Origin of the sequence: Microbulbifer variabilis (assembly GCF_020524905.1) — a bacterium.
Taxonomy (GTDB): domain Bacteria; phylum Pseudomonadota; class Gammaproteobacteria; order Pseudomonadales; family Cellvibrionaceae; genus Microbulbifer; species Microbulbifer variabilis_A.
In genome coordinates this window covers 68,489-81,586 of the sequence record NZ_JAIVKI010000009.1, presented here as the reverse complement: position 1 = coordinate 81,586, position 13,098 = coordinate 68,489, and the positions used below count along the sequence as shown (strand labels likewise).

Below are 13,098 nucleotides of genomic sequence, written 5' to 3'. Positions count from 1 at the left end.
AGGCAGGAAATCACGGCCCGCAAACCACTCGGGGGCCGTATGGCTGCGCATTATCAGTATTCACCTGCAGCTGCGCAACTGCGCAAAAAAAAACCAAAAAAATGTAGTAAAACTACCTATTTGTTGTCACAAGCAGTCCCGATGCGCAATATCCCAAAAAGCGGAGCCGTTTGAGATCAGATTCACCGACGTCGTTAACATAGACTGCAGCCCAATCCGATCGCGGCTACAATAGCCAGCCCTGGCACTACAGCAAATGAAAGCGCGGATATTTAAGGAAAGATGACCGATATACAGCCCCTAACTCCCCCCAAGTTTCACGGTGACAGCGACCGTCAATTCTGGGGGCAACTACACGGCGCAGCGGCCGCGCTCGCCATTCTCAATGCTGCCCGCAACAGCAATTCCCCTACCCTGCTAGTCACTCGGGACAGCCTTGAAGCGCACCGTTTAGAGGTGCAACTGAAATTTTTTAACAAAGCGCGGAGAGATGGGCGCTCACAGAGCGACTTTCAGATTTTCCATTTCCCCGATTGGGAGATTCTTCCCTACGATACCTTTTCTCCCCACCAGGATATTATTTCGGACCGCCTAGCCACCCTCTATCGCCTGCCGCAAATGGGTAGCGGTATCGTCATAGTACCGGTAAGCACCTTGATGCATCGCTTGCCTCCCAGTGATTATGTGGCCGGTAATGCTCTGATTCTCAATGAGGGGCAACAATTTGATATCGATATCCAACGCCGCCTGCTTGAACAAGCCGGCTATCACTGTGTAGACACCGTCTACGAACACGGTGAGTTTGCCGTGCGCGGCTCACTTATGGATATATTCCCCATGGGCAGCCCACTACCCTACCGCATCGATCTTTTTGACGATGAAATTGAATCCCTGCGCACTTTCGATCCGGAAACCCAGCGCACTGTGGATAAGGTGGAAACCATTCACCTGCTGCCTGCAAGGGAGTTCCCAATGCACAAAGCCGGTCTTTCCGGCTTCCTGCAAAACTGGCACGAACAGTTCCAAGCTGACCCCAGCCTGGTGCCCATCTACCAGGATATCAGTGCGGGAATTGCGCCAGCAGGTATCGAATACTATCTGCCATTATTTTTCGATAATAACTGTGCGAGCCTGTTCGACTACCTCCCTGAAAACAGCCAGGCATTTATTCAAGGAAATATTCAAGCACCCATTGAAAATTTCTGGCGAGAGGTCAGTAACCGTTATGAAAGCCGTTGTGGCGATCTGACCCGCCCAATCCTGCAACCCCGCCAGATTCTGCTAGATATCGATGAGTTTAATGGCGCACTCAAGTCGATGCCGAGAGCCATTTTCTCCAACGAAACACTGCCCGAGGCTCAAGGCAATCACAATTTTGCTACCCAGGTGCCGCCGAATTTACCAGTGGACGGGAAAGCCGAGCAGCCTATGGCAGCCCTGGAAAGCTATTTGATGGAGTATTCCGGGCGGGTACTCTTCTGTGCCGAGAGCGGTGGACGCCGCGAGGCACTACTTGAGCTACTCAAAGGCATACGTTTATCCCCACCAACTTTTCAGAGCTGGGAAGAGTTCCTGCACAGTGATAAATCCATTGGCATCACTGTTGCCCCCCTGGATCAGGGGTTACTGCTCAACGACCCCGCCATCAACCTAATCGCGGAGCCACAGCTGTTTGGCGAACGGGTATTGCAACAGCGCCGTCGTAAAAAAGCCAAAGAAGATGCGGACAACGCGGTAAAAAACCTGGCGGAACTGCGTATCGGCGCCCCAGTGGTACATATCGACCACGGTGTGGGACGTTATCGCGGCCTGCAACACTTAGAAATCGACGGGCAACCGGCAGAATTTTTGACACTGGAGTATGCCAATGAAGCAAAGCTCTATGTGCCTGTGGCCAGCCTGCACCTTATCAGCCGCTACTCCGGCGCTGATGAAGCCCTGGCACCTTTGCATAAAATGGGCAGTGAACAGTGGCAAAAGGCCAAACGCAAAGCGGCCGAAAAAGTACGCGATGCCGCCGCTGAGCTTCTGGATATCTACGCCCGCAGAGAGGCACGAGTCGGCCATGCCTTTGCCGATCCTAAGTTAGCCTATCGCGAGTTCGCCGCCGGCTTCCCCTTCGAAGAGACCCCAGACCAGCAGCAAGCTATCGAAGCCGTGATCGGCGATATGCTGTCGAAAAAACCCATGGATCGCCTTGTGTGTGGCGATGTGGGCTTTGGTAAAACCGAAGTCGCCATGCGTGCGGCCTTTGTCGCCGCCCACGCCGGCAAGCAAGTGGCCATGCTGGTACCCACCACCCTGCTGGCACAACAGCATTTCCAGTCCTTCCAGGATCGCTTTGCCGACTGGCCCATTAATATCGAAGTCATCTCCCGCTTCCGCTCTGGCAAGGAAGTGGACAGCGTGAAAGAGAAAGTAGCGAGTGGCCAAGTAGATATCCTGGTTGGCACCCACAAATTGCTGCAGAGTGATCTGGATTTCAAAAACCTGGGGTTGCTAATTATCGACGAGGAGCACCGTTTCGGTGTGCGTCAAAAGGAGCGCCTCAAGAGCCTGCGTGCGGAGGTGGATATTCTCAACCTGACAGCCACTCCGATTCCGCGCACCTTAAATATGGCCATGGCCGGCATTCGGGATCTCTCAGTGATTGCCACCCCGCCAGCGCGACGCCTATCGGTAAAGACTTTTGTGCGTGAACGCGACGATGCCCTGGTGAAGGAGGCCATCCTGAGGGAGATTCTCCGTGGAGGCCAAGTGTATTTCCTACACAACGAGGTTAAGAGCATCGAACGTATAGCCCGGGAATTACAGGAAATGATCCCTGAGGCCCGCATCGCTATCGGGCACGGCCAGATGCGCGAGCGCGAGCTGGAACAGGTCATGAGTGACTTCTACCATAAGCGTTTCAATGTATTGGTTTGCACCACCATTATCGAGACAGGCATCGACGTCCCAACGGCCAACACTATCCTGATTGAACGGGCGGATAAATTTGGCCTGGCCCAGCTACACCAGCTTCGCGGCCGTGTGGGGCGCTCCCACCACCAGGCATACGCTTATTTACTAACGCCTAACAAACGCTCGATGACGGGCGACGCCATTAAGCGCCTGGAAGCCATCAGCGAAGCCCAGGATCTGGGTGCCGGCTTCACCCTGGCCACTCACGATTTGGAAATCCGTGGTGCCGGCGAGCTACTTGGCGAGGAACAGAGCGGACAAATCCAGAGCGTGGGCTTTAACCTCTATATGGAAATGCTCGATCGCGCAGTGAAAGCCATTCGCGAGGGGCGCACTCCCAATATTGACGAGCCCCTGGAGTCCCTGGCGGTAGATGTCAATCTGCGAGTACCAGCACTAATCCCCGAGGATTACCTGCCGGATGTACACGGCCGTTTGATGATGTATAAACGCATCGCCAATGCCGTCGATCGCCAACAACTCAAAGAGCTACAGGTGGAAATGATCGACCGTTTCGGCCTACTGCCCGAACCGGTTAAACACCTATTCCGCACCACAGAAATTAAACTGAAGGCGGACAAAATGGGGATTCGCAAACTAGAAGCCTCCGCTGCTCGCGGCCGTATTGAGTTTGCCGAGAACACCCAGGTAGACCCTCTGACTCTAGTGAAAATGGTGCAGACCCAGCCAGGACGCTACCAGCTTGCAGGCGCCAACCAGCTGAACTTCAGCCTCGATGAGGAGGGCCCCGAGCGCAAACTACAGGAAATCAATGAAGTGTTGGAGCGGCTGGCCCAGTGATACCATTTTGCAACCAGTGATGGGGTCGATCGACAGGGGAGCAGCCCCCTGTCACAATCCCCAGACTAGATATCGGGTTGCAGAATCCTCCCAGGCTCTGACGACAGACAGATGGAAAAAAGTGGTAAACCCATGACCATAAAGAAGATAGCGCACCTCTGCTCTACCTTGGCCCTAGCGCTCGCCGCCACGGCCTCTCAGGCGGCGAACTACGCCGGCAATACCTTTGAGATCGAGATGATTGTGTTCGAGCGCCCCCAAGGCATGGCGCAAACTAGTGAAACCTGGCCTGCAGAGCCAAAGCTCTCATATCCAAGTCGCTGGGTGGATTTTGATACCCGTGCACATCGTGAGGAAACCTCTCAAAGCTCGGCCACAAACACACTTTCAGAACCTAATGAACCCGTCAACGAAACTCACAGAACTACAGACCTGGACGAAGAGCCCATCGGCTTTGAAACAACGGAGCTCGGCGGCAACAATACCGACGAGGCACCACTCTCACATTTGCTCCTTTCCCCTGTAGCCACCAAGCTGGACAACAAGGCTGCAGCACTGGAGAGAGGTGGGGATCGCATTTTGTTTCACAAAGCCTGGCACCAGGTTCTGGAACAAAAGCACAAGTCTCCAGCGATCCTGATTGACGGTGGAGAAGCCTTTGCTGGACATACTCAACTGGAAGGCTCGATTACTCTGAGCGTATCTCGCTATTTGCACCTAAGCACAAATCTGTGGCTCAGCGACTTTTCAACTCCGGCATCCGCAGAGGGTATCCGCCTGCCTCTTCGCCCCAGTAACACATCAATACCTTCTGCTGAAGAGGCCTCTCTCCCTCTCGCCCATGAAGGAGATAATTCTTTTTCCAATTTGGAGGCGCGTGATGCCCATCGCCCTGCTGGGCGCCAAGGGCCAATGAACCTCAATGCCTCTCTTCCAGCTGTTCAGCAACCGGTATATGTGATGCGAGCCGCTCATTTACAACATGAGCGCCGCATGCGAAGCGGCCAGCTGCATTATATTGACCATCCAGCATTTGGTATTTTGATTGAAATTCGTACTGTTGCCGGCACCATTGAAGAGCCCACCGAAGAAATAGGCTCTGACAGTCTTTAAAAACCTAACAAAAAACCTATAAAATCTTACCCAGAATATCCCCCCTTTTTGGGGGATATTTCAATTCGAATAGCGCATCTATTCAAAAAATTACAATAATTATAATCCACAGAAACCAAATAATATCCAGCACAGCCAACGATGAAATTAAGCTCATTTGATTATGCCTGAGGAAATAAAATTTTCCTAAAAGAGCAACTTAGAAAAATTTCAACAATAAATAGATATATAGCAAATCAAAAAATATCGGCAAATGCACTTTGCCTTAATATTGACTCACCTCAACGAAATAAACTCAAAGCCATCAATTATAAAAATAAGTCAAGAACGTTAAACGTAAAATCGCAAAACTTCAAATATTACCTGATAAACATATTGCATCTAAACCTAACCACTAAACCGTCCCTACCATTAAATCGATTTCATACTTATTAAAACCGTGTAAAAAAATTAAAACTTCCAAATAAGATAAAGCACTAATTGTTAGTGAAAATATAAAGTAAATCGGAATCGATGAAATAGGTCACATGCGGAAAACATATCACCTCAGTAATGGGGGGAGGGAAAGAAAAGCGAGCCGAACAGCCCGCTTTGGAGGCGCTGGCAGAGTTAGCGGCTGGCTACCGCAAACTCTACGCGATAACAGTTCTTTCAACGAGTGATCCAAAAATCACTCAAAGGGAACAACATCTTCCGCCAGCAGTCCTTTGTCACCTTGTTGCATTTCAAACTCAACCGCCTGCCCCTCGTTAAGGGTTTTATAACCCTCTCCGCGAATGCTGCGATAGTGAACGAAAATGTCTTCAGTTCCTTCTCCACAGGTGATGAAGCCATAACCCCGTGCGTTATTAAACCACTTCACAGTACCTGTAACGCGATCACTCATTGAGAAAACCTCATTATTGTTATTGCGCCTACCTCTATCACCTCAATACTACATTCGGCAAGAGGGGCAAACGCCACCCCATTGTTAACAAACTGCTCCATGCAGAATGCTATCTTGCTTCACCCTTTTGAGAGATACCCAAAGGGCGTAACCTGATTCTTAGATAAAACAGCGCCAGTGTCTAGGTTTCTATGTGAAATAAATACTACGTTTTTACCACTACGCGTAATTAACCGTCAAAATCCCGATTAAGCTCAATATATAAACTAAACATTTGTACCTTATCGCACTCCCAATACTCAACTGTCTAACGCGGCTTCACGCGCTAATGAAGGAATATCGGCAATATGAACTGTTGAAGTCGGGAATGCACAGGAGGCACCATGACGCTCAATAATATTAAGCACATTCAATAAAACATCCTGTTTGATTTCATGGTATCTCACCCACTCGGTAGTTCGAGTAAAGGTGTATATGAAGAAATCAAGGGATGAGGCGGCAAAACTATTAAAATTAACAATAAGAGTCCGGTTGGCATCTATTTCCGGGTGATGCTGTAACATTTTCTTAACATCGGCCACGATCTGCGCCATTAAATGAGCATCTTTGTAACGAATACCAATGGTTTCAAAAATCCTGCGATTGAGCATCCTTGAAGGATTCTCCACGGATATTTGGGTGAACACGCTGTTGGGGACATAAACCGGTCGCATATCAAAAGTGCGAATACGGGTTAAACGCCAGCCAATATCCTCGACCGTGCCCTCTATCTCTTTGTCCGGGGAACGAATCCAATCGCCGACCGCGAAGGGGCGATCCAGATAAATCATCAGCCCACCAAAGAAATTTGCCAGTAGATCCTTAGCGGCAAAGCCGACTGCCAGCCCCCCAATGCCACCAAAGGCCAAAACACCGCTTACGCTATAACCCAGGAACTGCATGATCACAATGCCTGCGGTGATAGCTATCGAAGCCCTCACCAGCTTGCCAATAGCCCGAACCGTGGTGGCATCCATTGGTTTGCCAATATATCGGGGGTTACACAGGTTGTGCTCCGCACTGTGCGAGAAGCGCCAAGCGAACCAGGAAAGCACTAAGATAAGACCAATCTCGCGGGCGGGCTCCGCCAGAGAAAAAATCTCCGACCCCGTTGCCTGGCCCGCACGCTGGGCAGCAACCGTTAGACCCAGCAACCAGATTAATACCTGCCCAGGTGGGGAAAGAGCCCCAACCAGCGCATCATCCCAAGGGTTGACAGTCTTCTCAGCCCTGGCAGCCAGCTTTTGCACAAAGCGCCCAAAAATCCAGGCCGCCAGTGCGGAAGTCAATACAATCAAAAAAACAGAGACTATCCAGACCCGATTGTCACCGAGCCAAGACAACAGCACACTCTCTACAGACTCCACGATACCCCCTCCGCTCATAAAACTGGCTCCACTCCACCCAAATAGGCTTCAGGCGGGCTAAAAGCCAGCACTTCTCAATTACTGCATTATTGAAGCTAACCAACTGCGCGTTCTACGCCAGCGCTCACTATTTTCAAGTTCCGCCCAGGAGGTGATTGAGGGCTTGCCGCGCATCGCTTTCAAACGCTCACCAGACTCCGCTGCGGGCTTAAAGTTCTGTAGCCCAGCGAGGGATTCCAAAGCCCCGGTACGATTGTTACAGACCACCCCCATATCACAACCCGCGTCCAGTGCAGCTCGAATTCTCTCTCCGTAACCACCGGCTACACCCGCACCCTCCATCGATAAGTCGTCACTGAAGATGACTCCTTTGAAACCGAGTCTCCCCCGCAAAATATCCCTCAGCCAGTATCGGGAAAAACCTACGGGCTGACTATCAATGTTGACGAAACGAATATGAGCAGGCATCACAGCATCTAGTTCACCAATACCAATAAGCTCAATGAAGGGCAAGGCATCGGAATCCATAACCCGTTCCAGAGTCCGCTCATCCTGTGGAAGCTCCACATGACTGTCTTCCAATACATGACCATGCCCGGGAAAATGCTTGCCAGTTGAGGCCATACCGGCCTCATGCATTCCTTGAATGAATGGCCTCGCTATAGCTGCCAAGCGGCCGGGGTCCGGACAAAAACTGCGATCTCCAATCACCCGGCTATGACTATCATCCGCATCTAATACGGGGGCAAAACTGAAGTCCACCCCTACCGCCAGCAACTCCGAAGCGAGTAACCAGCCCACATCCTGCAACTGCGTTGCAGATGCCTCTGCAGATAACCTCTGCATAGAGGGCAAGCGTGTAAACCCCTCCCGAAACCGCTGCACCCGCCCCCCCTCCTGGTCAACAGCCAGAAGAATCTCTGGACGTACAGATCGAATGTCCGCAATCAACGTCTGCAGTTGATTGCGATCCTGATAATTACGCGCAAAGAAAATTAGGCCGCCCACAAGAGGGTGACGTAGGAGTTCACAATCCTCATTAGTGAGCCCCTGCCCCTCAATATCAATCATCACTGGTCCAAGTGATGTGGACATATTCTGTTCCTCTAAGATTCGCCAACCCTACGGTCTAACTGGCCTCCACCTTCAGCATCGCTGAAGCGGCCGGTACAAGACGTTCCAGGGTTTCCTGTAAGCTGCTCTGAGCACCAAAATCCTCTCTCAGAATAGCCTCTATGGCATCGTAGCTCGACAGGGTGAAGATAGTGGCTCCCAGCATGAAATACAGGCGCCAGTAGAACGTAACAGGATCAACCCCTGGCAAGGCTTCAGCCAGCAGGCCTGCAAAGCGCCGATAACTCTCACCGTACCGAGACACTATAAAGCGACGTAAGTGCCCTTGAAACTGTGTGTAGGCCAATCCAAGCAGACGCATAAAGCGCTGCGGATCGAGACCCCGCTCACTGAGGCTGCCCAACCCCACTCTGTAAAGACTCTCCAAGAGACCCTCCACTCTAAGCGGCTGGCCAGAAGCAATGCGCCGATCCAGTTCCGACTCCAAGGCATCGGTAAATGGGGTCAGGAAGCGTTCAAAAACAGCCTGGATCAACTCTTTTTTTGAGCCAAAGTGGTAGTTGACCGCCGCCAGGTTAACGCCTGCTGTACTCGTAATCGTTCTGAGAGAAGTTTCAGTAAAACCGCGCTCGGCAAACAGCACTTCAGCTGCGTCCAGGATCCGGCTTACCGTGTCCGTCTGGCTCATATATCAAACCATCATTTAAAACAGTTGTTTAACTCTGGCCAGATTAGCATATTCCTCTCTCAGTCCAACTGTATAAGACGCCTTGAGGTATTCGCAGCATCTGTAACCACCTGTAAAGCGCCTGCAGGGGGAAACCTCTCACAATTGAAACTGCCATGTTGCTGTATCGTTCAACAGGAAATCCACTCTGGTGCAGTACGACTGCTAACGCCCCAGCCTGAATTCCGCATCTCAAAGATAGTCGCTTTGTTAAGCCTTCCCGACAGATTGAAGATTGAAGATTGAAGATTGAAGATTGAAGATTGAAGATTGAAGATTGAAGATTGAAGAAAGGTTAAAGCAACTCAAAGAAATGAATAATAGAATCGACTCAGTCAACTCTCCTTTTCAGGCCAATCCTATCGAAACGACAACAGCAAATCAGAAACAAAGCCTCAGAAACGGAGTTGAAATGTGATACGCGGCAGTCAAAAATTGAGAAAATTTAATCTGTAGCGATAAAGTATTTAGTGATATTCATTTTTTTCGATCTATTGATAATTGTTTTTCCGCAAGCTTTTTAAGTGTCACTCTATCAATTTTGCCTGTGGAGTTAAGTGGCATATCATCCAAAATTTTTATCACTTCAGGCGCCTTGTAACCGATACGTCTTCTCGCACAGTTAATGACATCCTCAACGCTTGGCTCAGGTGCACCACTCTTCAGTGTAATAAAAGCCCACACATTCTCTCCATGAACGTCACTATGAACACCAACTGCTCCGGCAAGATCCACCGCTGGATGCGCCATAACGGCTTCTTCAATCTCCTGCGGCGAAAGGTTTGAGCCGTCTCTGACGATAATCTGCTTTTTTCGACCGCGAAACCAAAAATAACCTTCAGAATCGACACGCATAATATCACCAGTATCAAACCAGCCTTTCTCAAGCACCGTTTGAGTTACTCTGGAATTCGCCCAGTAGCCAGTCATCATTGGAGCCCCGCTGAGCCAGAGGTTACCATCCGTATTTGGCAAAACCTCCCTCCCTTCCCCATCACGTAAACAGGCGATATAACCAGGTGAAACTTTACCAACGGACCCGGCCTTATCTGCAGAGTTAGAGGGATTGAAAAGGCAATCCGGTGCCTCTGTGAGCCCGTATGTCTCCTGAATCATCAGGCCTGTTTTGCAAGTAAATTCTGTAGCAAGATTGAGTGGAAATTTGTCGCCCCCAGTAACACACAAGCGAAGCGAAGAAAAATCTTCACGTCTAGCATCAAAGTCACGCTCCATCGAGATAAATGCTGCGGGGATCATCACCAGTACAGTTGGTCGGTGAGAACGCAAAACGGAAAGCATTTCTCGACCGTCAAAGCTTTGAGGAATCACCACCATTGCACCCACAGAGAGTGCAGCCATGGCAGTTGAAAGTGACCCCACATGTGCAATTGAGGCCCCAGGTAAAACTACGTCATTGTGTGAAAGTTTTAGAGCAGCAGCGAAACTTGCCACTACAGACCCAAAAGAAAACTGACTATGTGTTACGCCCTTAGGTTCTCCGGTACTACCGGATGTGAAGAAAAGAAATGCACAATCCTCTATACTTAGTGAGTGGAATCCAACGGTTTGCCATCCAGAACCAACCAATCTTTCAAAATGCCAGGCATTTTCTAGAGTAGCATCAAAAATAAGAATGCCTTTGCTCAACCTGCCAACAGATTTACTGGATTGGATATTTTCCCTGCGCTCTTCTCCTACACACAACGCTACTGCGCCACTCACCTCAAGGGCACGATCAATTTCGGGTGAGGTGTAGCGATAGTTTAACGGTACTGCAACTAACCCTAGCTTCATGCATGAGAGAAAAAAAATAAGCATTTCACCCCGGTTTGGCATTAAAGAGGCAAACCGTTCGCCTTTATGAAAACCTTTCTCTGCCAGCCTCTCAGCCAAGGTATCAACATCCCCCTGCAACTCTCGCCAGGTCCACACGCGACTACCGCAAAGTAGCGCTATTTCATCTGGCTTACTGTCCAGCGCGGCTTGCAATAGATTTTTCAAGTCCGCAGACTTTGACAGGGGGTCTCCATAAATCGGCACAGTTTGTCGTCCTATTGATAATACAAACTAGCTAGCAAGTTAAAATGGGGATCAGAAGCGTTCAAATTTAAGAATAACAACAGTTTTAAAAATTTCCCTGACACTCATGCAGAACAGCCGAAACTGGCATACGGCTGTTCTGCAAGAATTTAAAGTAGAGAGTAGCTAAAGATAATCGAAGCTCCCAATATAAAGAACCTAAACAGAGACAGGCCGGCTCTGACAGATTAGTAAAGCAAGAGTCGGCCCTACTTAAAATTTCCAACAATAGCCTTACAAAATATTTGAATTATTTTTGACTATCTCTAGCGCGCATATACTTCAAAATCAGGTGCACGGCCTCTTCAACCGTATCCACGATATGGAATAAATCGAGATCACCAGAATCAATACAGCCCTTTTCCAATACTGTATCCACCAACCAACTATACAACCCACTCCAATAGCGCTCACCAACCAGCACTATAGGAAATCGCCTTACTTTTTGGGTTTGTACAAGAGTTAAGGCTTCAAACAGTTCATCCAAAGTGCCGTAACCGCCGGGCAAACCAACAAAACCCGCGGCATGCTTTACGAACATAAATTTCCGCACAAAGAAATAACGAAAATTCAAACTAATATCCTGGTAAGGATTGGCTGCTTGTTCAAAGGGCAGTTCGATATTTAAACCAATTGAGGTACCGGGCTGCCCAAAAGCCCCTCGATTACACGCCTCCATCAAACCTGGACCACCACCAGTGATTACCGGTATTCCCTCTGCCGCCAAAAGCTCTCCGAGTTTCATTCCCTGCTGATATTCCAGACTTTCCTCTGTGAAACGTGCACCACCAAAAACGGTCACAGCCCCGTTTAGTGCAATTAGACGCTCAATCCCATCAACTAATTCCGACTGTATACGCAGAACCCTCCAAGCCTCGGGCATCTTTGCATCAAGCATTATTGTTCTCCCTTACTCTCTCTTGCTGTCAGCTCTTTCAACTATTCTTTTCATTCACTCGCTGTTTTCTTCATCAATGTAGCAGCTTGATTCGAGTCAAGGGGCGGGTTTGCGCAAAACTAAAATCTGTATATAATCCCAGCAACTGTATATAAATACAGAAACCCTAGGTAAATCTATGACCAATCTCACCGCACGTCAGACTCAAGTATTAGAGCTAATCAAGGCCTACCTGGATGACACGGGCTACCCCCCCACCCGCGCAGAAATTGCCCAGGAGCTGGGCTTTCGCTCGCCAAATGCCGCCGAGGAGCACCTCAAAGCATTGGCGAGAAAAGGAGCCATTGAGATGGTCGCCGGCGCTTCCAGGGGCATTCGAATTCCAGATCACCAATCCGGTCTCCCCATCGTAGGGCGTGTCGCCGCAGGCCACCCTATCCTGGCCACCGAGCATATCGAAGATTATTGCGACCTGCCCGCCAGCTTCTTCCACCCACCGGCAGATTATTTACTCAGGGTGCACGGCATGAGCATGCGCAATGCAGGTATCCTCGATGGAGACCTTCTAGCGGTGCAGAAAACCGAGCAAGTCAGAAATGGGCAGATTGTGGTTGCGCGGATTGATGACGAAGTAACCGTTAAACGCTTCCGCCGAAAAGGCAATCAGGCAACAGTGCAACTACTACCCGAAAACGAAGACTTTGAAACTATCCAAGTGGATATGCGGGATAAGAACTTCGTGATCGAAGGGCTGGCGGTCGGTGTTATTCGCCATACCCCTTAAGATTAAACAGCTTACCACTGCCCAAATACAACAACAGCGGCTTTAAGCCGCTGTTAAACTCTTTTACCTTCTCGCCTTGCCATAGATTAGATCAGTGAATCGTATGGTTAACCGGCATCGACTCTTCCTCTTCGAAGTAACCAGGCTCCAGGTCATCGAGATTCTGCACGGCTTCTATACCCGCTTCCAGCATTGCCCGAGCCACCGCCACCTTGTGCTTTCGTAAAAACTGGAGACTCTCAGCTGAGAAATGAATACTCACCAGAGGGTCCTCCTCGTGACCGGCGCGACGTAGAGCCACATCGCCATTGGCCAACTCGATAATCTCAAAAGTTTCGGAGGACATTAGCTTTCCCTTCACTGCACATC

10 protein-coding genes are annotated in these 13,098 nt (G+C 49.7%); 3 read left to right on the top strand and 7 right to left on the bottom strand.

Annotated elements, in window-relative coordinates:
* Positions 1-282 precede the first annotated feature (282 nt).
* Positions 283-3,762 (top strand): transcription-repair coupling factor, encoded by a 3,480-nt coding sequence (mfd, locus tag LC073_RS11825; RefSeq protein ID WP_226647285.1) that lies wholly within the window; start codon positions 283-285, stop codon positions 3,760-3,762.
* A gap of 132 nt (positions 3,763-3,894) precedes the next feature.
* Positions 3,895-4,875 carry a CsiV family protein gene (locus LC073_RS11820; protein WP_226647283.1) on the top strand — a complete coding sequence of 327 codons (981 nt, stop codon included), beginning with the start codon at positions 3,895-3,897 and terminating at the stop codon, positions 4,873-4,875.
* 670 nt (positions 4,876-5,545) lie between these two features.
* Here LC073_RS11820 and LC073_RS11815 read toward each other — a convergent pair.
* From LC073_RS11815 to LC073_RS11790, 6 genes are all read right to left on the bottom strand, one after another.
* A complete protein-coding gene (locus LC073_RS11815; protein WP_226647281.1) occupies positions 5,546-5,761 on the bottom strand; it encodes a cold-shock protein in 216 nt (71 codons plus the stop codon).
* Positions 5,762-6,060: 299 nt separating this feature from the next.
* Complete coding sequence (locus tag LC073_RS11810; protein ID WP_226647279.1) at positions 6,061-7,185, bottom strand: mechanosensitive ion channel family protein; 1,125 nt, start codon at positions 7,183-7,185, stop codon at positions 6,061-6,063.
* Positions 7,186-7,245: 60 nt separating this feature from the next.
* Entirely contained in the window at positions 7,246-8,262 is a 1,017-nt protein-coding gene (gene nagZ / locus LC073_RS11805; RefSeq protein WP_226647277.1) for a beta-N-acetylhexosaminidase, read from the bottom strand.
* Between the two features lie 34 nt (positions 8,263-8,296).
* A complete protein-coding gene (locus LC073_RS11800) occupies positions 8,297-8,929 on the bottom strand; it encodes a TetR/AcrR family transcriptional regulator (RefSeq protein WP_226647274.1) in 633 nt (210 codons plus the stop codon).
* 516 nt (positions 8,930-9,445) lie between these two features.
* Complete coding sequence (locus LC073_RS11795) at positions 9,446-11,008, bottom strand: class I adenylate-forming enzyme family protein (protein WP_226647273.1); 1,563 nt, start codon at positions 11,006-11,008, stop codon at positions 9,446-9,448.
* Positions 11,009-11,297: 289 nt separating this feature from the next.
* Positions 11,298-11,945: a TIGR00730 family Rossman fold protein gene (locus LC073_RS11790; protein WP_226647271.1), complete on the bottom strand. Its 648-nt coding sequence runs from the start codon at positions 11,943-11,945 to the stop codon at positions 11,298-11,300.
* 178 nt (positions 11,946-12,123) lie between these two features.
* On the opposite strand from LC073_RS11790, the gene lexA reads away from it, so the two are divergent.
* On the top strand, positions 12,124-12,729 hold the full coding sequence (lexA, locus tag LC073_RS11785) for a transcriptional repressor LexA (protein WP_226647269.1): 606 nt from the start codon (positions 12,124-12,126) through the stop codon (positions 12,727-12,729).
* A gap of 91 nt (positions 12,730-12,820) precedes the next feature.
* Here lexA and LC073_RS11780 read toward each other — a convergent pair whose 3' ends face one another.
* Positions 12,821-13,075: a hypothetical protein gene (locus LC073_RS11780; RefSeq protein WP_226647267.1), complete on the bottom strand. Its 255-nt coding sequence runs from the start codon at positions 13,073-13,075 to the stop codon at positions 12,821-12,823.
* Positions 13,076-13,098 lie beyond the last annotated feature (23 nt).

Excerpts from the sequence above, each read along its gene's own strand:
- mfd (WP_226647285.1), top strand. The coding sequence starts at position 283 with ATGACCGATATACAGCCCCTAACTCCCCCCAAGTTTCACGGTGACAGC.
- LC073_RS11820 (WP_226647283.1), top strand. The coding sequence starts at position 3,895 with ATGACCATAAAGAAGATAGCGCACCTCTGCTCTACCTTGGCCCTAGCG.
- LC073_RS11815 (WP_226647281.1), bottom strand. The coding sequence starts at position 5,761 with ATGAGTGATCGCGTTACAGGTACTGTGAAGTGGTTTAATAACGCACGG.
- LC073_RS11810 (WP_226647279.1), bottom strand. The coding sequence starts at position 7,185 with ATGAGCGGAGGGGGTATCGTGGAGTCTGTAGAGAGTGTGCTGTTGTCT.
- nagZ (WP_226647277.1), bottom strand. The coding sequence starts at position 8,262 with ATGTCCACATCACTTGGACCAGTGATGATTGATATTGAGGGGCAGGGG.
- LC073_RS11800 (WP_226647274.1), bottom strand. The coding sequence starts at position 8,929 with ATGAGCCAGACGGACACGGTAAGCCGGATCCTGGACGCAGCTGAAGTG.
- LC073_RS11790 (WP_226647271.1), bottom strand. The coding sequence starts at position 11,945 with ATGCTTGATGCAAAGATGCCCGAGGCTTGGAGGGTTCTGCGTATACAG.
- lexA (WP_226647269.1), top strand. The coding sequence starts at position 12,124 with ATGACCAATCTCACCGCACGTCAGACTCAAGTATTAGAGCTAATCAAG.
- LC073_RS11780 (WP_226647267.1), bottom strand. The coding sequence starts at position 13,075 with ATGTCCTCCGAAACTTTTGAGATTATCGAGTTGGCCAATGGCGATGTG.